The sequence below is a fragment of the Actinoallomurus vinaceus genome (genome assembly GCF_039542055.1).
Classification (GTDB): domain Bacteria; phylum Actinomycetota; class Actinomycetes; order Streptosporangiales; family Streptosporangiaceae; genus Actinoallomurus; species Actinoallomurus vinaceus.
In genome coordinates, this window is the sequence record NZ_BAABHK010000006.1 from 108,810 (window position 1) to 128,849 (window position 20,040).

At 71.0% G+C, this 20,040-nt stretch carries 24 protein-coding genes; 9 read left to right on the forward strand and 15 right to left on the reverse strand.

What is annotated here, in order from left to right:
* Positions 1-41 precede the first annotated feature (41 nt).
* Positions 42-527 (reverse strand): MarR family winged helix-turn-helix transcriptional regulator, encoded by a 486-nt coding sequence (locus ABEA24_RS22140; RefSeq protein ID WP_345432884.1) that lies wholly within the window; start codon positions 525-527, stop codon positions 42-44.
* 101 nt (positions 528-628) lie between these two features.
* On the opposite strand from ABEA24_RS22140, the gene ABEA24_RS22145 reads away from it, so the two are divergent.
* From ABEA24_RS22145 to ABEA24_RS22165, 5 genes are all read left to right on the forward strand, one after another.
* Positions 629-1,003 carry a nuclear transport factor 2 family protein gene (locus tag ABEA24_RS22145; protein ID WP_345432885.1) on the forward strand — a complete coding sequence of 125 codons (375 nt, stop codon included), beginning with the start codon at positions 629-631 and terminating at the stop codon, positions 1,001-1,003.
* A 23-nt stretch (positions 1,004-1,026) separates the two neighbouring features.
* Positions 1,027-1,920 (forward strand): LLM class F420-dependent oxidoreductase, encoded by an 894-nt coding sequence (locus ABEA24_RS22150; RefSeq protein ID WP_345432886.1) that lies wholly within the window; start codon positions 1,027-1,029, stop codon positions 1,918-1,920.
* Positions 1,921-2,016: 96 nt separating this feature from the next.
* Positions 2,017-2,424: a ChaB family protein gene (locus tag ABEA24_RS22155; protein ID WP_345432887.1), complete on the forward strand. Its 408-nt coding sequence runs from the start codon at positions 2,017-2,019 to the stop codon at positions 2,422-2,424.
* Positions 2,425-2,615: 191 nt separating this feature from the next.
* Positions 2,616-2,873 (forward strand): BON domain-containing protein, encoded by a 258-nt coding sequence (locus tag ABEA24_RS22160; protein WP_345432888.1) that lies wholly within the window; start codon positions 2,616-2,618, stop codon positions 2,871-2,873.
* On the forward strand, positions 2,870-3,175 hold the full coding sequence (locus ABEA24_RS22165; RefSeq protein ID WP_345432889.1) for a metallophosphoesterase family protein: 306 nt from the start codon (positions 2,870-2,872) through the stop codon (positions 3,173-3,175). The genes ABEA24_RS22160 and ABEA24_RS22165 overlap by 4 nt, the downstream gene beginning before the upstream one ends.
* Here ABEA24_RS22165 and ABEA24_RS22170 read toward each other — a convergent pair.
* A complete protein-coding gene (locus ABEA24_RS22170) occupies positions 3,139-3,381 on the reverse strand; it encodes a type 1 glutamine amidotransferase family protein (protein WP_345432890.1) in 243 nt (80 codons plus the stop codon). The two genes, ABEA24_RS22165 and ABEA24_RS22170, sit on opposite strands and share 37 nt — an antisense overlap.
* A gap of 230 nt (positions 3,382-3,611) precedes the next feature.
* Here ABEA24_RS22170 and ABEA24_RS22175 point away from each other — a divergent pair, with 230 nt between their 5' ends.
* Entirely contained in the window at positions 3,612-4,010 is a 399-nt protein-coding gene (locus ABEA24_RS22175) for a tautomerase family protein (RefSeq protein ID WP_345432891.1), read from the forward strand.
* Between the two features lie 16 nt (positions 4,011-4,026).
* On the opposite strand, the gene ABEA24_RS22180 is transcribed toward ABEA24_RS22175, so the two are convergent.
* The 9 genes from ABEA24_RS22180 to ABEA24_RS22220 form a co-directional block, all read right to left on the reverse strand.
* A complete protein-coding gene (locus ABEA24_RS22180; protein ID WP_345432892.1) occupies positions 4,027-4,872 on the reverse strand; it encodes a 5-oxoprolinase subunit C family protein in 846 nt (281 codons plus the stop codon).
* Positions 4,869-5,516, reverse strand: a complete 648-nt coding sequence (pxpB, locus tag ABEA24_RS22185; protein ID WP_345432893.1) for a 5-oxoprolinase subunit PxpB — start codon at positions 5,514-5,516, stop codon at positions 4,869-4,871. The genes ABEA24_RS22180 and pxpB overlap by 4 nt, the downstream gene beginning before the upstream one ends.
* Entirely contained in the window at positions 5,513-6,256 is a 744-nt protein-coding gene (locus ABEA24_RS22190; RefSeq protein WP_345432894.1) for a LamB/YcsF family protein, read from the reverse strand. Before ABEA24_RS22190 ends, pxpB begins: the two co-directional genes overlap by 4 nt.
* On the reverse strand, positions 6,253-7,038 hold the full coding sequence (locus ABEA24_RS22195; RefSeq protein ID WP_425551226.1) for a putative hydro-lyase: 786 nt from the start codon (positions 7,036-7,038) through the stop codon (positions 6,253-6,255). The genes ABEA24_RS22190 and ABEA24_RS22195 overlap by 4 nt, the downstream gene beginning before the upstream one ends.
* A gap of 56 nt (positions 7,039-7,094) precedes the next feature.
* A complete protein-coding gene (locus ABEA24_RS22200; RefSeq protein WP_345432896.1) occupies positions 7,095-7,862 on the reverse strand; it encodes a TetR/AcrR family transcriptional regulator in 768 nt (255 codons plus the stop codon).
* A gap of 255 nt (positions 7,863-8,117) precedes the next feature.
* Complete coding sequence (locus ABEA24_RS22205; RefSeq protein ID WP_345432897.1) at positions 8,118-9,614, reverse strand: hypothetical protein; 1,497 nt, start codon at positions 9,612-9,614, stop codon at positions 8,118-8,120.
* Positions 9,615-9,852: 238 nt separating this feature from the next.
* Complete coding sequence (locus ABEA24_RS22210; RefSeq protein ID WP_345432898.1) at positions 9,853-10,104, reverse strand: hypothetical protein; 252 nt, start codon at positions 10,102-10,104, stop codon at positions 9,853-9,855.
* Positions 10,105-10,185: 81 nt separating this feature from the next.
* On the reverse strand, positions 10,186-10,899 hold the full coding sequence (locus ABEA24_RS22215) for a cytochrome b/b6 domain-containing protein (protein WP_345432899.1): 714 nt from the start codon (positions 10,897-10,899) through the stop codon (positions 10,186-10,188).
* A complete protein-coding gene (locus ABEA24_RS22220; RefSeq protein WP_345432900.1) occupies positions 10,896-11,582 on the reverse strand; it encodes a molybdopterin-dependent oxidoreductase in 687 nt (228 codons plus the stop codon). Before ABEA24_RS22220 ends, ABEA24_RS22215 begins: the two co-directional genes overlap by 4 nt.
* 245 nt (positions 11,583-11,827) lie before the next feature.
* Between ABEA24_RS22220 and ABEA24_RS22225 the strand changes: the two genes are divergently transcribed.
* The 3 genes from ABEA24_RS22225 to ABEA24_RS22235 all read left to right on the forward strand — a co-directional run bounded on the left by ABEA24_RS22225 (position 11,828) and on the right by ABEA24_RS22235 (position 16,686).
* The gene (locus ABEA24_RS22225; RefSeq protein ID WP_345432901.1) at positions 11,828-12,400 is read left to right on the forward strand and encodes an HhH-GPD-type base excision DNA repair protein; all 573 of its coding nucleotides are present in this window, start codon (positions 11,828-11,830) and stop codon (positions 12,398-12,400) included.
* 398 nt (positions 12,401-12,798) lie between these two features.
* Positions 12,799-14,856: a SpoIIE family protein phosphatase gene (locus ABEA24_RS22230; protein WP_345432902.1), complete on the forward strand. Its 2,058-nt coding sequence runs from the start codon at positions 12,799-12,801 to the stop codon at positions 14,854-14,856.
* Between the two features lie 198 nt (positions 14,857-15,054).
* Positions 15,055-16,686: an RNA polymerase sigma factor gene (locus ABEA24_RS22235; RefSeq protein ID WP_345432903.1), complete on the forward strand. Its 1,632-nt coding sequence runs from the start codon at positions 15,055-15,057 to the stop codon at positions 16,684-16,686.
* Positions 16,687-16,885: 199 nt separating this feature from the next.
* On the opposite strand, the gene ABEA24_RS22240 is transcribed toward ABEA24_RS22235, so the two are convergent.
* The 4 genes from ABEA24_RS22240 to ABEA24_RS22255 form a co-directional block, all read right to left on the reverse strand.
* Positions 16,886-17,608, reverse strand: coding sequence for a YaaA family protein (locus ABEA24_RS22240; protein WP_345432904.1), 723 nt, complete (start codon positions 17,606-17,608; stop codon positions 16,886-16,888).
* Between the two features lie 89 nt (positions 17,609-17,697).
* Positions 17,698-17,928, reverse strand: coding sequence for a DUF7455 domain-containing protein (locus tag ABEA24_RS22245; protein ID WP_345432905.1), 231 nt, complete (start codon positions 17,926-17,928; stop codon positions 17,698-17,700).
* Between the two features lie 133 nt (positions 17,929-18,061).
* Positions 18,062-19,126, reverse strand: a complete 1,065-nt coding sequence (locus ABEA24_RS22250) for an ABC transporter permease (RefSeq protein ID WP_345432906.1) — start codon at positions 19,124-19,126, stop codon at positions 18,062-18,064.
* Positions 19,123-20,025, reverse strand: coding sequence for an ABC transporter ATP-binding protein (locus ABEA24_RS22255; RefSeq protein WP_345432907.1), 903 nt, complete (start codon positions 20,023-20,025; stop codon positions 19,123-19,125). Before ABEA24_RS22255 ends, ABEA24_RS22250 begins: the two co-directional genes overlap by 4 nt.
* Positions 20,026-20,040: the final 15 nt, after the last annotated feature.

Genomic DNA, 20,040 nt, shown 5'->3' on the forward strand with positions numbered 1-20,040 from the left:
TGGCTCCTGTCACGAGAACCCTCGGCGGAACGGCAACGGGATCATTCGTTCTCGGGCGGGCATTGCAGGGAGCCGTCGGGTCGGCCGGTGTCGGGGGGCTCGGCGGTGACGTTGTCCTGGAGCCGGTTGAGCAGGCGGTGCAGCGTGGCGATCTCCTCGGGGGCAAGACCCTGGCGGAGGCGCTGATCGTGAGACTGCGCGGCGGCTGCCAGTTTTAGGAAGAGCTCCTCGCCGCGCTCGGTCAGGGTCACCTGGTGGATGCGACGGTTGGCGGGGTCCCGCCGCCGGGTGATGAGACCGTCGGCCTCCATCGCGTTGAGGTGGTGGGTCAGGGTGGCGCCCTGGATTCCGACGGCGCGCGCGAGCTCGCGCTGGTTGGCCGGCCGCCGGCTCTTGAGCGTGAGCAGGACCAGCCAGATCGGCACTGAGCCGCCGACCGCGGCCAGGGCGTCGTCGAAGACCCGACTGACCGTCTTGGCCGTCTGGGACAGAACCAGTCCGATGGGGGGCCCGAAGGAGTCAGCCATACCCGAACACCCTAATCCATTCGAATCGAGTCTAAGCGTTTGACATCTCACCGTTAGATATCTAATAGTTGTCCAAACGTCGTCGATGGGAAGGGTCGATCATGAGTGCTCAGGAGCAGGTTCTGGAGCTGGGCCGCCGTTGGGCCGAGGCGGAGCAGAACGCCGACGTCGCCGCGCTGGAGGAGTTGTCCGCCGACGACTTCACCCTCGTCGGGCCCGCCGGGTTCGTGCTGCACAAGCCCGAATGGCTGGACCGCTACCGCACAGGCTCCCTGACCACCCACTCCCTGGTCTGGGACGAGGTGGAGATCCGGGACTACGGCACCACCGCCGTGGCCGTCGGCCGGCACACCCAGAAGGCCGAATACCGAGGGCATCCGGCCGACGGCCGGTTCCGGGTCACCCACATCGCCGTCTCGCAGGACGGCCGATGGCTGCTGGCCGGCCTGCACCTGAGCCCGATCGCCGGTCCGTGACGGCGACGCAGCAAGGACGGATCATGCGCGTCAGCATCAACATCACCCGCTATTCGTGGCCGGGCGGCCCGGCACGCCTGGGCGCCGAGCTCGAGCGGATCGTCCGGCTCGCCGACGAGGTGGGCCTGGACACCGTCTGGGTGTGCGACCACCTGCTCCAAGCCGACCCGGCCAGCACCTTGGACGCCGAGATGCTGGAGGCCTACACCACGCTGGGCTTCCTGGCCGCACACACCCGCCGCGTCCGGCTCGGCACCATGGTGACCGGCGCGACCTTCCGGCCGCCCGCGTTGCTGGTCAAGGCCGTCACGACACTGGACGTGCTGTCGGGCGGCCGGGCCTGGCTGGGCATCGGAACCGGCTACCACCAAGGCGCAGCCGACGCCATGGGACTGCCGCTGCCGCCGCTGCCCGAACGGTTCGAACGGCTGGAGGAGACGCTGCAGATCGCCACCCGGATGTGGGCGAACGACACCCGACCCTTCGAGGGCCGTCACTTCCGGCTGGGAGGCCCGGTCAACAACCCGCCGTCGCTGCGGCGCCCGCACCCGCCGATCCTGATCGGCGGCACGGGCGAGCAGAAGACCCTGCGGCTGGTGGCTCTTCACGCCGACGCCTGCAACCTGTTCGACATTCCCGACGGCGGGCGCACCATCCGCCACAAACTGCAGGTCCTCGAGCGGCACTGCGAGGACGTCGGACGGCCCTGCGACGAGATCGAGAAGACGGTCAGCACCCGCTTGGGGGAGACCGAGCCCGCCGACCGGTTCGCCGAACGCTGCGCGGCCCTCGCCGAGCTCGGCCTCGACCACGTCGTCGTCATCACCGACGGCCCCTGGACCCAGGACGCCGTCGAGCGCCTTGCCCAGGCAGCCGACCGCCTGGGCCAGGCGGCCGGCCGCGAACAGCCGGCCTGAGCCGCGCTCCTACCCGTCCGTGCACCGCGTTTGATCTTGGGGGACGCGGATACGCCGACTCATGAGGGAGAGAACGGCATCGGAAAGGAGGCCGCCATGCCCGGCCGCGAGGAGTTGCCCTCGACGCTGCGCCGCTCCCCGGAGGAGGCCCAGCGGACGTGGATCAAGGCCCACGACGCGGCCGTCGAAGAGTACGGCGAGGGCGAGCGTGCCCACCGGACGGCGTTCGGCGCGCTGAAGCACATGTTCGAGAAGGTCGGCGATCACTGGGAGCGTAAGGCCGGCGGGGCCAAGGGCCCCTCGGACCGCCGGTCGGCGGCGTCCCGGCCGCGATCCCGGAACGAGCCGAGCGCGGAGGGCGTGGACGCCAACGCGAGCAAGAGCCACCTGTATGAGGTCGCGGGGCGTCTCGGGATCAAGGGCCGCTCCTCGATGACCAAGGAACAGCTCGTCGTAGCGATCATGGAGGAGAACCGCCGGAAGACGGCCCGCGCCCGCGGCTGAAAGCCCGGCGAACGACGCGGCGGACGGCTGCCGGGGCCGTACGGGACGGCGTTTTGAACACCACCTCGCGGGCAGGGAGGGCGCATCGTCAGTCGAACGGGAGGAGCGAATTCCGAACGCATTCGACGTCGTGCGCGAGCACATCGCCTGCGCGTGATGGAGCACGGGCCGCCGTACGAAGGGAGTGACGGATGACGCCCAGCGACCCGCCCCACTACCTTGCCGCCCGCATCAAGAGCCGCCTCGCCGAGGACGCCCGTACGGTCGAGCTCGGCATCCAGGTCGACGTCCGCGGTGACGTCGTCTTCCTGCGCGGCCAGGTGGCGACTCCCCGGAGGCGGGAACTCATCGAGACGGTCGCCCGCGAGGCGGCCGGCGGAAGACGGATCTCCAACGACGTGACCGTGGTCGAGATCCGCCCCCCGAAGACGGAGGAAACGCCCAGATGATTCGTGTGGCCGCGGTCGGCGACATCCACGTCGGCGAGGATGTACGCGGCCTGTACCGCAAACGACTGACCGGGATCGCCGACGACGCCGACGTACTGCTCGTAGCCGGCGATCTGACCCGGCACGGCACCGCCGAGGAAGGGCGGATGGCCGCGGAGGAGCTCCGCGACATCGGCGTTCCGGTCATCGCCGTGCTCGGCAACCACGACTATCGTCTCGCGAAGGTCCGCGTCCCGCCGGACGCGGACCTTCACAGCGCCCGGGATCAGGCCGGTGCGGGGGCCAGGTCCCGGTTGTGGTGACGATGCGCCGCGATCGCGGCCACGAACTGCTCGACGAACTCGCCGGTGGCGCCGGGAGACGACTGTAGGACGACGCCCTGGTCGGCGGTCAGGGCCTCACCGTGGTTCTGCACGCCGTTCAGCCGGGCGTTCGACAGGAGCCGGATGCCGTCGGCGACCGCCCCGATGGCCTTCCCGTGCTTGAACGCCTCCGCGACGAACTGCACGGCGTTCCCGTATCGACACGCCGGCGACGCGCGAGATGATCGTGAACGGCCGCGAGGGAATCGAGATCGGCAAGAACGACTGGGACGTATGGGGCGCCGAGCCCTCCTCCCGAAAGACCTGACCCTGCGGAACCCGCCCCTGTGCGATCCGGCAGGGCCGAACGCTCTCCGGCGGCTGTACCTACTAGTATGTACGGTGCTGACAGCTATGAGAAGTGAGGACCGCTGACATGCCATTGGTTCGCATCGACGCGCTGGGGGCCGCCGGTGAGCGGCTCGACGCGCTCGGCCGCGCCGTGCACGACGCCTGGGTCGAGACCATGGGCGCCCCGCCGGACGACAGGTTCCAGGTCCTGGTCGGTCACGACGGGACCACCAGCACCGTCCGCTACGACGACTACCTCGGCGTGCACCGCGACGACGGCGTCGTCTACATCGCGATCACGATGCGCTCGGGGCGCCCGCCCACGCAGAAGAAGGCGCTGTACCGGCGGATCGCCGAACTCGCCCACGAGTACGCGGACACCGAGCCGCGAAACGTCTTCATCACCGTGACCGAGAACGAGCCGATCGACTGGTCGTTCGGCTACGGAGCGGCGCAGTACGTCGACGATCCGCCTGCCCGGTGACGCACGGATCTTCGGATCAGGAGCGGGCGGCGAACCGGAACCGGACGCGCTGCCCCGGGCGGAGCTGCCCGGCACGGCTCAGGTCGGCGGTCGTCACGACGGCCGCGACCGGGTAGCCGCCGGTGGTCGGGTGGTCGGCGAGGAAGATGATGGGCAGGCCGTTCGGGGGCACCTGCAGCGCGCCGGTGACCATCCCCTCGCTCGGCAACTCGCCCTCCCGCCGCCGGGCGAGCGGCGGCCCCTCCAGCCGCACCCCGATCCGGTTGCTGTGCGAGCTGACCTCGTACGTCCCGCGGACGAGCGGTTCCAAGCTCTCGAACCAGTCGTCGCGCGGCCCGGGGATGATCCGCAGCACCGGTTCGTCCTCCGGCTCGTAGCCGGGGGCGACGTCCACGGTGATCGGCCCGGAGGCGCGGCCGACCGCGAGCCGGTCGCCGGCGGCGAGCGGGGCCGGTCCGAGCCCCGACAGGAGGTCGGTCGACCGGCTGCCCAGCACCGCCGGGACGTCGAGACCGCCCCGCACCGCGACGTACGTGCGGACACCGCCGAACGGGGTGCCGAACTCGACGACGCCCCCCGCCGGGACGTGGCAGGGCGCGTTCATCCCCCCGGGCCGTACGGGCAGCGGCGCACCGGTCACCGCGATCCAGGCAGGCGCGTGGAATCGCAGTGCCGCGCCGCCGAAGGTGAGCTCCAGCCCGGCGGCGTCCTCGGCGTTGCCGACCAGCCGGTTGGCCAGCCGGAGACTGCCAGGGTCCGCCGCGCCGGAATGCGGTACCCCGAGGTGGGCGTGGCCGGGACGGCCGAGATCCTGCACCGTCGCGAGCGGTCCAGGCCGGACGACCTTGACCTCCCCGCTCACTGCTCCCCACCCCCGGCGGCGTCGTCGGTGACCCTCTCGAACCGGACGCGGGTGCCCGGCTGCAGCAGGGACGGCGGGTCGCGGTCCGGATCCCACAGCCGCAGCGTCGTACGGCCGAGCAGCCGCCAGCCGCCGGGGGACCGCGCCGGATAGACGGCGGTGTACGGCCCGGCGATGGCCACCGCGCCGGCCGGGACGGCCGTTCGCGGGGACTCCCGCCGGGGGACGTGCAGCGCCTCCTCCAGCCCGGTCAGGTAACCGAATCCGGGGGCGAAGCCGAGGTAGGCGACGACGTACTCGCCCGCGGCGTGGCGTCCGGAGACCTCCTCCGGGGACAGCCCGGTGAGCGCGGCGACCTCCTCTAGATCCTCCCCGTCGTACACGACGGGGATCCGCAGCGGATCGCGGCCGGCCTCCGTCGTCTCGGGCAGAGGCAGATCGCGCAACAGCCCGTCCAGACGGCCCAGATCCGTGCCGGGGCGCACCGTCACCAGCAGCGTCCGCTCGCCGGGAACGACCTCCACGATCTCCGGCCGCGCGAGCGCGCGCACCGCGGCGTGCAGCCGGTGCGGCACGTCCGTCTCGATCAGCAGTGCGGCGTCCCCTGCGCGGCGTACCCCCGTGATCGCGTCCGCCGCGTTCAAGCGAACGACTCCACGGTCACGCCCGCCTTCTCGAGGGTCTCCCGTACGGAGCGGGCCAGTTCGACCGCGCCCGGGGTGTCGCCGTGCACGCAGATCGACCGGGCGTCGAGGCGTACCTCGGTGCCGTCGACGGCCTCGACCACGCCGTCGACCGCCATCCGCAGCGCCCGCCGCGTCACCCGCTCGACGTCATGGATCACCGCGCCGGGCTCCCGCCGGGAGACCAGCGTTCCGGCCGGGGTGTAGGCGCGATCGGCGAAGCACTCGTGGACGATCGTCAGGTCGGTGACCTCGTGCAGGACCGAGCCGGGAAGCGTCAGCACGGGCAGCGACGGGTCGTACGCCGTGACGGCGGCGGCCACCGCCTCGGCCTGCACCGGGTCGCGCACGATGCGGTTGTAGAGCGCACCGTGGGGTTTGACGTACCGCACCCGGCCGCCCTCCGCGCGGGCGATGCCGTCCAGCGCCGCGATCTGGTACAGCACCTCGGCGGTCAGTTCCTCGGCGGCGACGTCCATCTCCCGGCGGCCGAATCCGGCCAGGTCCCGGTAGGACACCTGGGCACCGATCACCACGCCGCGCTCGACGGCCGCCGTGCACGTACGGCGGAGGATCAACGGATCTCCGGCGTGGAAGCCGCACGCGACGTTCGCGCTGGTGATGACGGACATGAGGGCCAGGTCGTCGCCGAGCCGCCACGGCCCGAATCCCTCGCCCAGGTCGGCGTTGAGGTCGATCATCCGGCCACGCTCTCATCCGAACGGTCGGTGATGAGCATCCGGCCCGGCGCGTGCGTGATCGCGAACGGGGGAGCGCTCGCCATCACAACCGCCTGCGGGGTCACGCCGCACGCCCAGAAGACCGGCACGTCGCCCGGCTCGGGTTCGACCGGCTCCCCGAACTGCGGGACGGCGAGCGAGGCGACGCCGATCTCGGCGGGGTCACCGACGTGCACCGGAGCGCCGTGCATGGCGGGGTAGCGGGCGGTGACCTCGATCGCGATTTCGACCAGGTCGGCAGGGATCGGGCGCATGGACACCACGAGCGGGCCGGCCAGCCGCCCGGCGGGCCGGCACCGCCGGGACGTGACGTACATGGGGACGTTCCGGCCCTGCTCGATGTGGCGGAGGGGCACGCCCGCCGCCGCGAGCGCCGCCTCGAACGTGAAGCTGCAGCCGATCAGGAAGGCGACGAGATCGTCCCGCCAGTACGCGGTGGCGTCGGGCACCTCCGCGAGGAGGGCGCCGTTCTGGTACACCCGGTAGGCGGGCAGGTCGGTGCGCAGGTCCGCGGCGGCGACCTCGCGGGCGTACGGGTCCCCAGGGTCGGTGACCTCGAGGATCGGGCAGGCCTGGGGGTTGCGCACCGCGAACAGCAGCGCGTCGAAGGCCAGGTCACGGGGGACGGCGAGGAGGTTCGCCTGGACGTATCCGCGGCACCAGCCGCTCGTGGTCACCGGCGTCTCACCGGTCCGGAACACCTCACGGGCCTGGGACGGGGTGAGGATCCCCGGTTGGTCCATGGTCGTCATGGCAGGTTCATGCCCGCTGAACGCCCTTTGCAGCGCACCCGCCCGCATCATCCGGCCGGACCGTCGGCCGGAGCGGTCGCCTGGAGGGCGGGGAGCAGTCGCGCCACCGTGTCGATCATCGCCCGGATCGCGTCCGGCCGGGCCTCGACGAGATCGCGGGCGATCATGCCCTCGATCGTGGCGACGAGGATATCGACGTCCCACGGAGTGTGCGGGTAGCCGGCCTCCGCCAGCACCTCGGCGACGATCTCGTGGCAGCCGTCGGTCCAGGCCCGCGCGAACGGCCGGAACGCCGGCTCGCGTCCGACCTGGAAGTACAGCTCCCAAAGGGCCAGCTGACGGCTCCGTTCGGCTTCGCCGGCGGGGGCCAGCGCGCTGACGACGGCGTCGGCGACCGCGGCAGGCCCGGTGTCGGCGACCGGCCGCAGTCGCTCGCGCATGGCCGCGACGTCGCGCTGTACCAACCGGGCGAACGCCTGCGTCAGCAGGTCCTCGCGGGAGCGGAAGTAGTACGTGGTCGCGGCGAGCGGCAGCGTGGCCCGGTCGGCCACGGCGCGGTGGGTCACCTGGGCGAACCCGCCCGCCTCGATGAGGTCGACGGCTGCGTCGAGCAGCGCCTCCTTGCGCTGCCGCCCCCGTGCCTGGGCCGGCTCCTGCCGGGTGGGTCCCCGCTGGGAGGCCGTGTCCGCGCGGGGTGTCGTCGACCGTCGTTCCGCCTCGGCCGGCTCCCCGGCGCGGGCGGCGTCACGCCTCTCCGGCTTGTTCGTCGCGGCCTCCGCGCGCCCGCGGGGCGGCATCCGTTTGCCCCAGGCCATGACCTCTCCAGTACTGGCACAGCTGTACCAGTCAAGCGTAGGGGGTCTCCGCCGGATCTTGTTCCAAGCGAGCGGCGGTCCAGAAGGTGCCTCGCGAGGTGGACGAGGGAGGCAGCCTGGTTTCGGCCACCGGCTCCTTCCGGAGGCAACGCGGAAACGCGGAGGTCGGCGAAGCCGTCGGCCGCAGGGCGGGGCGACGACGCGGCGAGGCACGCTCTGGGCGCCGCGCGGCCAGAAAGGGATCCACCGGAAACCCTAGTCTTCGGGGTTGTCGCGCAGGGCGAGCAGCGCCGCCCGGAGCGCCCGGGGATCGCCATCGGTCTCGGCGAGGATCGTCATGAACCGGTGGAGGATGGAGTGCCGGTCGTGTCCCCGGTCGAGCAGGCGCTCGGCGACCGTCCAGAGGTGCGGCGGGTCACCGTCCCAGATGCGCGTGGCGAGCCGGAGGTGGGCCTCGATGTGCACCGGGTCGGCGTCCGGATGCTCGAACGTCAGCAGCAGGCGCCGATCGTGGTCGTTCGACGGGTCCAGGCGCGTCAGGTCGATGTCCGCGTTGCCGCCCGTCAGGAACGGGAACGCGAACGCCCGCCGCGCCAGGGCCTCCAGGTCGCCGTCCGGCAGCAGCCGTTCGACGAGCTCCCGGTCGAGCCCGAACGTGGTCGGGTCGCGGTACGCCTTGGCGAACTTGCCGGTGATGTCCCAGACCTTGTCGAGGGTCTGGCGGACGCCCTCCTCGGGCAGGCCCGTCCGCCTGCTCGCCCAGCGCACCCACGCCGCGAGCACGTGCGGCATGGCCTCCTGCTCCGCGGGCGACAGCATCACTTTCCGCGGCAGCCAGTGCAGCAGGAACGTCTCGCACTTGATCGGGCTGACCCGCAGCGGGCGGCCGAAGTCGTGGTCGCAACCGTAGTCGATGATGCGGTCGACGCAGCGGCTCGCCGCGGACCGGTCCGACAGCTCCTCCGCCTCGTCCGAGGCGAGGAACTGCGCGGCCATCGTCGCGCGGCGGTCGTGGCCGTACACCGGCGGCGCGGCCAGCCGGCCGCCGGGCGGCAGCGCGCGCACCCGGGCCCGGACGAACGCGTGGTAGTTGCCGAAGGTCTCCTTGACCGGCGGATCCTCGGTCCCGTCCGTGACGGCGAGGGCCCTCTCCAGCCGCGCCCGGGCCTGGGCGGCGGGGATCGGGTCGAACCGCATCAGGGCGTTCTCCTCGGCCTCCTTGCGGCAGTAGCCGAGCAGCTTGTCCACCTGCGAGGAGACCCACGCGTCGATCACCATGCCGCGCTCGTTGTGGTCGATCACGACCACCAGCGCGTGGCGCTCCTCCCCGCCGTACGTGTAGGTGCAGACGATGGAGTCCTGGTCGCCGTAGACGTCGTGGGAGACGTAGCTCTCCTCGGCGACGACCATGCCGACGCGGTCGGCCCAGCCGGGCCGGGCGACCCCGGCCTCCATGAGCGGGAGCGCGGCGTTCTCGGCCTTGGCGGCCTGGCGCGGCGTGCCCAGGGCCGCGATGCCGGTGAGCAGGGCGAGGGCCGCCGGGGTACGCGCCTTCGCGGCGTACTCGACCAGCGCCTCCCCGATGAGCTTCTCGACGTCCTCCTGGACGAGGCGCTTGCCCCACCAGGTGCCGAGCATCTCGCTGACGATCAGCTCGGCGTCGAGCGGACTGCGGACGGCCAGGAGCTCACGGGCGGCACGGAGCATCTCGGCGAACACGGCGTCCGGGGGCGGCGCGGGGCGCCGGGTCATGCGACCTCCCCACGAAAGGACGTGCCCGTGCCACGGCGGGACCCGCCGAGGGACTCGCGCATCGATCGACGTCGCCTGACTGCCGGATTCGCCGGACACGCCCGGGGAGCGGCGTCCGCGGGGGCGCGCGGGCCCACCTCGCGCAGGTCGCTCACGGTCTACCTTTTCCGAGTACGTCCCGATGCGCGCCCGTGACGGGTACGCGAGGGATTAGTGGTCCAGTGTCCGGCCACTCACCCTACTCGCCCGAGGGGCGTTCGGGTCGGCGTCCCGAGGGTGGTTCCGACTTGATCATCGACATCAGGTGCTCGCGCGCGACCACCTCGACCAGTGTCGGCGTCAGGTCGACGCCGAGATGTCGGGCACGCAGCCGGAGGTCGCAGACGCAGCGCTCCACCGCGTCGCGGGAGAGGGTGGGGAAGTCCCGGCAGAGCCGTCCCACCACCGGATCCCGTACGTCGACCTGCGTGATCAGCTGCGTGGAGGTCATGCGGACCCCTCTCGCCTCAGACGATCTCAGTCCACCTGCGTCCCGCTCAGCGCCCAATCTCGATCCTCCCCCGAAGCAGTGTCAAGACCTCCGGGGGGACAGGTCGTCCTTGCCCTCCTCAGTGTTCCCGCTGGGGTCGGCGGGCTCACCGGGCGCGCCGAAATTCCTGGTCGAAACAGTACGAGAGCGGGCGGAGCCCTCCATTTCGTCGAGCCAGGCGGGGTGGTGCCGGGCGGCCCACTCCCGCGTGACGTGCCCGAGGAACATCCCGGACGGCGCGCCCGAGTCCCGCAGGGCGTACCAGAGGTGGCCGAGGAACACCACGAAGATCGCCAGGGTCAGCCAGTCGTGGACGAAGGTCGCCCCGGTGCGGTACATGTCCGGCCACGGGTGGGGGAACGTCAGGATCGTCCCGGTGCCCAGCATGACGAGGATCGCGCCGGCGACGAACGCCGCGTTGAGCTTCTGACCCGCGTTGAACTTGCCCACCGGGTGGATCCCGCGGCCGCCCACGGTCGCCCGCCGGTCCCGGCCCCGCAGCCACCCCCAGTCGGCCGGGGAGAACCGGTTGAGCCGCCGGAGGTCGTCACGGAAGGCGCGCGACGCCCAGCCGAGCAGCGCGGGGACCGGCAGCCCGAACCCGGCGACGATGTGGATCATCCGGAACAGGTGGCGCCGGCCGACCGTCTCGGACAGCGCCGGGACGTACAGCACCGCCGCGGTCGCGAGGCAGACGAGCAGGAGGACGGCCGTCATGTGGTGCACGCTCCGCACGGCGCGGGTGAACCGGATCATGACGTGTATCCGTTCGAGCGGCCGATCCACGCGTCCACGTCGTAGCCCCGGACCTCCCAGTAGCCCGGCTTGACCCGGTCCACCAGGTCGATCCCGCCGAGCCACTTGGTCGACTTGTAGCCGTACATCGGCGCGACGTACATCCGCACCGGGCCGCCGTGCTCGTGGCTCACCGGGCCCCCCAGCATGCTCGTGGCGACGATCACGTCGCGCCGGCGTGCCTGCTCGAGGGTGAGCGTCTCGGTGTACGCGCCGTCGAACGAGGTGAACCGGACGCCCTTGGCCCCCGGCCGTACGCCGACGACGTTCAGGAGGTCGGGCAGGGCGACTCCCGCCCATGCGACGTCGGACACCGTCCACCCGGTGACGCAGTGGAAGTCGTCGGTCATCCGCGTCTGCGGCAGCGCCTGCAGGTCGGCGAAGCGGAACGTCCGCGGGCGATCGACCAGCCCGCCGACGGTGAGGCGGTAGTCCGCCGGCTCGACGCGCTTGACGGAGTCGACCACGGAGTAGAAACGGAAGCCGCCGGCCGCCGGGATCAGGCCCGAGACCCGGGAGCCGACCGGGCCGACCGCGCGGTTGACACCACTCTGGACGCGCGCGCCCACGACGACGCCCACGGCCCCGAGACCGACCATGCCGAGGACGACGCGCCGTCCGACAGGGGAACCTTCGCTGGTCATGTCTATATTCGAGCACCGCGGAGGCCGTCTTCGGAACGGCGGCGGACGATACGTCAGCGAACCGTCACATCTCCGGCACTTGACGACCGCGCGAATCGTCCTTACCGCCGGGTGCCGGAACCGATCACCCTGCGTGCCTCCGGGGGACGGCGCGGGCCGTCTCGTACGCGCGTCTTCGGTGACCCGGTGTGACCGCCGGGGTCCGGACGGTGCAGGATGAAGGCCGGACGCTCCGGGAGGACGCCATGACGATCTCGCTGCCCATCGATACCGAGGCGAACGCGCTGCTGAACCGCAGCCCGCTGGCGCTGCTGATCGGGATGCTGCTCGACCAGCAGGTGCCGCTCGAGCGCGCGTTCGCGGCGCCGTACGAGTTGGCGCGCCGGCTCGGGCGTGACCCCGACGCCGAGGAACTGGCCCGGTACGACCCTGACGCGCTCGTGGCGGTCTTCAGCGAGCGTCCCGCCTTGCACAGGTACCCCAAGGCGATGGCGGCCCGTGTGCAGGCTCTCAGCCGCGCCGTGCTGGAGGAGTACGACGGGGCGGCCGAGCGGATCTGGACGGAGGCGGCGACCGGCCGCGAGCTGCTGAACCGGATCGGCGCGCTGCCCGGGTTCGGCGACCAGAAGGCCCGGATCTTCCTGGCGCTGCTCGGCAAGCGGCTCGACGTACGGCCGGAGGGCTGGCGCGAGGCGGCCGGCCACTATGGCGACGAGGGCGCCCACCGCTCGGTCGCGGACATCGTCGACGAGGAGTCCCTGGGCCTGGTCCGCGCCTACAAACAGGAGATGAAGGCCGCGGCCAAGGCCCGGACGTGATTTACAAAGCTTGTAAAACCGGGAAATGTGCCATGGAGTCGACAAGTCGCTGGAACCACCCCGTTCGGAGCGCTCACCGCACCTGCGGGACGACACGGGACTCGCCGAGATCGGGGATGTCGCCCGCCAGGTGACGATCGGCCCCTATCATCATGCTTCCCGCCGGACGCGCGGTCTCGTACCGGGTGATCGGAGGGTGACCGGAGGGCGCGCCTGGCGCGGTCGCCGGAATAACGATGCCGTACGGGGCTTCCGTCGGCGCCGAAGCATCGAGATGATGAAAACCTGACTCCGAGCGGTGTTGTGATGGAGGCGGGAGCGCTAGCCTGCTCCCATTCACCCATAGTGATGCGGAAATGCCTCGCAGTAGGTCCGAGCGCGCGACGGAGGTGTCGACGGTGAGCACCGATACGTCTGTGCCGCACCCCCGGATCTCCGGTCTCGACGCGTCGGACTCGGCGCTGTTCGCCACGTTGCTTCGGGAGGCTCCGATCCGGTTCGCGCTCTTCGACAACGACCTGCGCTTCAAGCGCGCCAACGAGATGCTGGCGCGCATGCATGGCGTGAGCGTCGCCGACCTCGAGGGCAACCGGCCCGCCGAGGTCATCTCCGGGGAGATCGGTGGCCTCATCGAGTCCTCCGCCCGCAAGGCCCTCGAGGAGGACCGCCCGGTCCTGGACGTCGACCTGCCGCTCGGCGACCGGCACTGGGCCCACTCCTGGTTCCCCGCACACAGCGCCGAGGGCGAGCTGTCCGGGGTCGTCATGGTCGCCGTCGACGTCACCGACCGTGTCCTTGCGGAGCGGTCGATCCGCCGCAAGGAGGAGCGTTACCGCTCCCTCGTCGAGGCCAGCTCCCAGGTGGTGTGGGTGACCACGCCGTCCGGCGAGGTGGTCGACGACGCGCCCGAGTGGCGGGCGATCACCGGCCAGACGCACGAGGAGTACGCCACCGAGGGCTGGCTGGGCGCCGTGCACACGGAGGACCGGCCGCGCATCGAGGAGACCTGGCGGACCTGCGTCACCAACGACCGGATCTTCGAGGCCACCTACCGCATCCGCACGCGCGCGGGCGGCTACCGCAACTACGACGTGCGCGCGGTGCCGATCCGCCGCGACGGCGAGATCGTCGAGTGGGTCGGCGCCAACACCGACGTCACCGGCAAGCGCGAGGCCGAGGAGATGCGCGGCCGCCTCACCGAGCAGCTGTCGGCCGCCGCGCTGCGCACCGCGCGGCTCCAGCAGGCGACGTCCATGCTGGCCGAGGCGCTGACCGTCAACCAGGTCGTCTCGGTGATCACCGAGGTCGGCCGGTCCGCGATCGGCGCCGACCGGTCGGCCGTCGCCCTCCTGGAGGACGACAAGCTCCGGCTGCGCATGATCACTCCGGGTGGCATCCCGGAGCTCCCGGGCCCCGCCCGGGAGGAGATCGGCATCGACGGCGCCAGCGTCATGTCGATCGCGGTCCGTGAGCGGCGCCCGTTCCTGGCGGAGAACCCGGTGAGCCTGCGGCTGCAGCTCAAGGGCGACGAGATCGCCGACTTCGTCCGGCGCACCGACGAGCGCGCGTGGGTCGGCCTGCCGCTGCTGGCCGCCGGCCGCGCCCTCGGCGCGCTGCGGTTCTCCTTCACCCGGCCCCGGGAGATCACCGAGGAGGAGCGGGTCTTCCTGGAGGCCCTGGCCGGTCAGTGCGCGCTCGCGGTCGAGCGGGCGACGCTGTTCGAGCGGGAGCACAAGACCGCCGAGGCGTTGCAGCGCAGCCTGCTGCCCGACCGGCTCCCGCAGCTGCCGGCGATGCGCCTGGCCGCCCGCTACCACCCGGCGACGCGACACGTTCAGGTCGGTGGCGACTGGTACGACGCCTTCCCGCTGCAGGACGGCCGGGTGGCCATCGCGATCGGTGACGTCATGGGCAAGGGCGTCAAGGCGGCCGCGGGCATGGGCCGGGTGCGCAACGCCTTGCGCGCCCTCGCGCTGAACGATCCGCGTCCGGCCGCGGTGATCACCGGCCTCGACCGGCTGTTCGCCGCGACCGAGGGATGGGAGCAGATCACCACCCTCGCGTACGCCGTCATCGACCCCGCGACCGGCGAAGGCATGATCAGCAACGCGGGTCATCTCCCGCCGCTGCGGATCTTCCCGGACGCGCCTCCGCGGGTCAGCACCGCGGAGGCCGGCACGCCGCTCGGCTGGCCCTCCGAGCGAGAAGAGACAATTTTTTCGGTCCCACCCGGCAACACTGTGGTCTTCTACTCCGATGGACTGGTGGAGAACCGTAGACGGGGGCTCGATGCCGGTCTCGACGAGATCGTCTCGATCGCCGCCGCTGCCCCATCGGAGGTGCTTGCAGATCCTGAGATACTCGTTGACTTCTTGGTCGACCGGATGCTGGCCGGGTACGACCATGATGATGACGTGACAGTACTTGCCCTACATGTTCCGCCGAAGACGGCGTAGCACGTACGAAGGACCGCTCAGTGCCCTCTAAGGTGGGTGTCACCGGGCAGGACTCCACCGCGCGGAATAGGCGAGCGTGCCAGACTGCTAAACCGACTGTGAGGCAGGGGTACGCTGCTCAGCGCATAGAGCCTGCAGGGCCGGCGCCCGACAGAGCACTGGGTAAACATAGCCACACGTTTCGTTCGAGAGGTGTTTGTGTCGCCTGCGAGTTCGACCTCCAAGCCGTCCGAGCTGCACGAGCACGTTGTCAGGCAATTGATCGAGCGTGGGCGTTCCCAGGGCTACCTCGAGGCCGATGACGTGCGCCGTGCGTTCGAGGAGGCCGACATTCCCGTGTCGAAGGCCTCGAGCATCTTGCGGAGTCTCAGCAAGGAGGGTGTGACCGTCATGGTGAGCGCTGCCGACTCCGCGGCGCCTAAGCGCGCGCGCAACAGCAGCAAGCGTGCGACGCCCGCGACCAAGAAGCCCAAGACGACCACCGCCGCCGCCGCCAAAGAACAGGACACGGTCACCGCCGTCGTCGACGACGAGGTCGACACGCCGGTGCGGCCGGCCCGCGCCAAGAAGACCGCGGTCAAGCCCAAGAAGGCAGCGGCGCCCAAGAAGAAGACCGCCGAGCCGCCGGTCGTCAAGAAGGCGGCCAAGGATTCCGAGGACACCGACGAGGTCTCCGAGGCCGATCTCGAGGTCACCGACCTCGACGAAGCGGACCTCACGGACCTCGACGACGTCGAGGACGCCGCCGACCTGGAGACGGGAGACGACGCCGACGTCGCCGTCGAGGTCGAGGCGGAGGCCGAAGAGGCCCCCGCCGCGGCGGCAACGGCCGACAAGAAGCCCACGTCGGAGGACGACTCCTTCGTCATCGGAGACGACGACGAGGACGCCCCCGCGCAGCAGATCGCCGCGGCCGGCGCCACCGCCGACCCGGTGAAGGACTACCTCAAGCAGATCGGTAAGGTCCCGCTGCTCAACGCCGAGCAGGAGGTCGAGCTCGCCAAGCGCATCGAGGCCGGCCTGTTCGCCGAGGAGAAGCTCGCCCTCGAGGGCGGCACGCTCGAGTTCCAGGTTCGCGAGGACCTCGAGTGGATCGCCGAGGACGGCCGCCGGGCCAAGAACCACCTGCTCGAGGCCAACCTTCGGCTCGTCGTCTCCCTCGCCAAGCGCTACACCGGGCGCGGGATGCTCTTCCTGGACCTCATCCAGGAGGGCAACCTCGGCCTGATCCGCGCGGTGGAGAAGTTCGACTACACCAAGGGTTACAAGTTCTCGACCTACGCCACGTGGTGGATCCGGCAGGCGATCACCCGCGCCATGGCCGACCAGGCGCGCACGATCCGTATCCCGGTCCACATGGTGGAGGTCATCAACAAGCTGGCCCGCGTGCAGCGGCAGATGCTCCAGGACCTCGGCCGCGAGCCGACCCCGGAGGAGCTGGCCAAGGAGCTGGACATGACGCCTGAAAAGGTCGTCGAGGTCCAGAAGTACGGCCGGGAGCCGATCTCGCTGCACACTCCGCTCGGCGAGGACGGCGACAGCGAGTTCGGTGACCTGATCGAGGACTCCGAGGCGATCGTCCCCGCGGACGCGGTCAGCTTCACGCTCCTGCAGGAGCAGCTGCACTCGGTGCTCGACACGCTGAGTGAGCGGGAGGCCGGCGTGGTCTCGATGCGGTTCGGCCTGACGGACGGGCAGCCGAAGACCCTCGACGAGATCGGGAAGGTCTACGGCGTCACCCGCGAGCGGATCCGCCAGATCGAGTCGAAGACCATGTCGAAGCTGCGCCACCCGTCCCGGTCGCAGGTGCTGCGGGACTACCTCGACTGAGGTGCCCCGCCTAACGTTCCGATAACGAAGGGCCCGGGTCGGCATCGCCGATCCGGGCCCTTTCGCGTACCGGAGTCTCGCCGTACGCATTCGGATGGTGACTCACCGTAGCTGCGGGCGACGGCCCGCCATGCGTGTGAGTGACGGAGCGGCGCACGTACAGGCGGTGACCCGCCGTACGTGAGCGGTGGACGGCCCGTCAGCCGGTGATCACGTCGAGGTCCGTGCCGGTCAACTCGGCGGTGTAGCCGAGGTCCAGCACGGTCTTCAGGAGCTCCTCCGGGCCGGCCGGGTCGGCGCCGTTCGCCAGCAGGTCGCGGGCCAGCGCGCCACGGGTCGCCTTCGCCATGTGGCTGACCACCGTCCGCCGGCCGTCCTGTTCGCGGAAGACGCGGACCCGGACCACCGGCGCCTTCCACGCGGCGGCGTACGGCGCCGAGCGCATGTCCACCAACAGGCCGCCCGCGGGCAGGGTCTCGGTGAGGACGGGGCGCCAGACGGCCGCCAGAGGGCCCAGGGGCGGCAGTTTCACGCCCATGGAGAGCCGGTACGGGGGGACGCGGTCGGCGGGCCGCAGAGCGCCCCACAGGGCCGAGAAGATCAGGACTGAGCGTGCGGTGCGCTCCGGATCCAGGGTGGACAGGCCGAGGTTGTCGTAGAGCACGCCGGTGTAGAGCCGCCACGCCGGCAGCGTGGGCGCGGTACGCAGGAGGCGGTTCCGTCCGATCGCGTCGGCCTGCCCGGGGGACAGGCCCAGCACGCGCCGCGCCTCCTCCTCCGGACCTGCGCACAGGGCCTCCAGCGCGCCGAGCACCCGTTCCCGGGTGGCGGTCAGCCCGGGAAGGCTCAGCGCCGTCAGGTCCAGCGGCGGCCCGTCCCCCTCGGCGGCCTTGCCCTCCGAGGGCGGCAACAGGATCAGCATCGTCCTCCTTCGAGGGGGGCGGCACGCGAGACGGCGGCCACCCTGGCTGGGTGGCCGCCGTCATGGGTTATCGGGTCGGCTGGCCTGGCCTACCGGTCGTCCTCCGTGGGGGATGCAGGGGTCTCAAGCAGCCGGTCGGTTTCGTCGTGAATCTCAGCGCCCTTCGCACGAAGCGTCTCGCCGTACTTACGGCCATGGTGCGCACAGAACAGCAACTCTCCGCCGCCCGCGAGGACCGCGCGGACGTAGGCCTGAGCACCGCAGCGGTCGCAGCGGTCCACGGCCGTCAGCGGCTTTGTTGGGGCAAGAGCTCCAGTCACGTCGCCTTCCTCGTCTCGGGGTCGGTCGCTTAGGACAACATCTAACCTGACGCGAGCGTTCCCATGCGGGTTCTGTGTACGCCGAGAGCGGAATAGGCCGTGAGGTGACAAAGGTCACCGTGGCGCGGATTGTTCAGATTTGTTCCCAGCGGAATACCCGCACGGCGATGAGGGTGGCCACGACCGCGAAACCCAGCAGGACGCCCATCTCCGGCAGGACCGACGCCGGCCCCTCCCCGCGCACCAGGACCTTGAGCATCCCGCTGTTGAGGTGACGCAACGGGAAGATCTCGGACACGATCCGCAGCCAGCGCGGCGCGTCGTCGATATTGAAGAACGACCCGCCCAGGAAGGCCATCGGCAGCACGATGATCTGGGTGACCCCCTGTGCCGCCTCCTGCGTCTTGGCCCAGGATCCGATCAGCATGCCGATCGCGAGGAACGCCAATACCCCGCACAGCACCATCGGGATCGACATCCACCAGAAGTGCGCCAGCTTGAGCCCGAAGAACGGCATGGTCGCCACGCCGATGAACAACGCGGTCTGCACGAGGGCGACCCCGAGGCTGACCACGACCCGCGCGGCGAACACACTCCGGATGGGCACCGGCGACAGGCGCAGGCGGCGAAGCAGGCCCTTCGTCCGCCATGTCACGAGTGTGGTGGACGCGCCGAACATGCCGGCCGAGGCGAGCGCCCACCCGAGCAGGCCCGGGGTGATGTACTGGATCGGCTTCAGCGACTTGTCCTCGACCTGCTGCCCCACCAGGCTGTACTTCGGCGGACGCCCGGACGCTGCCTGGTTGGCCGCCTGCACCAGGCCCTCGATCTGGCCCTGGGTGGTCCCGGTCTTGACCTGGTCGGCCGCCGAGAAGTGCAGCACGATCCGATCGCCGCTCTGCTCGATCGCCGCCGCGTAGTCGCCCTTGCGGACCTTCTCCAGGGCGGCGTTCCGGTCGGAGATCTTCGTGAACTTCAGCGATTTGTCCACCCCCGCCCGCATGTCCGCCGGCATCTGGTCGACGATCGCCACCGAGCCGATCTCGAGCACCTTCGACTTCGGGGTCGACTGCCGGGCGAACACCCCACCGATGATCACCAGGAACAGCAGGGGCAGCGCGACCGTGAAGAACAGCGCCCCCCGGTCCCGGCGGAAACCGAGGAACATCGCCCGCGCCAGGCTCTGGAAACTGCTCACGCTCGGTACTCCCGCCCGGTCAGATTGAGGAAGACGTCTTCGAGGGTGGCGCCCTTGATCTGGACGCCGTCCAGCGCGCCACGGGAGGCCAGCGCCGCCACGACGGAGGACGGATCGCGGGTGGCGATGACGAGCGAGACCCCGTCGTCGCTCACGTCGTCCACGTCCGGCAGCGCACGGGCCTCCGCCACGCTCAGCACGCCGCTCACCACGCCGATCCGGGTCGCGGAGTCCAGGTCGCGGACCAGCGCGGCGGGCGGACCGCTCTGCAGGATCCGCCCCCGATCGATGATCGCCACCCGGTCGCACAGGGTCTCGGCCTCGTCCATGTAGTGCGTCGTGAGCACGATCGTGCGGCCCTCGGTGTTGATCGCCCGCAGGACGTCCCACAGGTTGCGGCGCGCCTGGGGGTCCAGCGCGGCCGTCGGCTCGTCGAGGAACACCAGCTCCGGCTCGTGCACCAGCGCGCAGGCGATCGACAGGCGCTGTGCCTGGCCGCCGGACAGCTTCTCCACCGGAGTGTCGGCCTTCTCCGTCAGGCCGACCGTCTCCAGCATCGCGTCGGCCTTGCGGTCCGGCACGCCGTACAGCGAACCGAAGGTCCGCAGCTGCTCCCGCGCGGTCAGCCGTTCGAAGAAGGAGGAGGCCTGGAGCTGGACGCCGATCCTCGGCAGCAGCTCCGGGTCGCGCGGCCACGGGGACCGGCCGAGGACGGTGACCTCACCTCCGTCCGCCTGGCGCAACCCCTCGATGATCTCGAGAGTCGTCGTCTTCCCCGCGCCGTTCGGCCCGAGGATGCCGAAGAACTCCCCCTCCTCGACCGTCAGAGTCACTCCGTCGACCGCTCGTACGTCGCCGTAGCGCTTCCGCAGATCCGTGGCGACAATCGTGTTGGGCATGGCTGAACCCTAGGG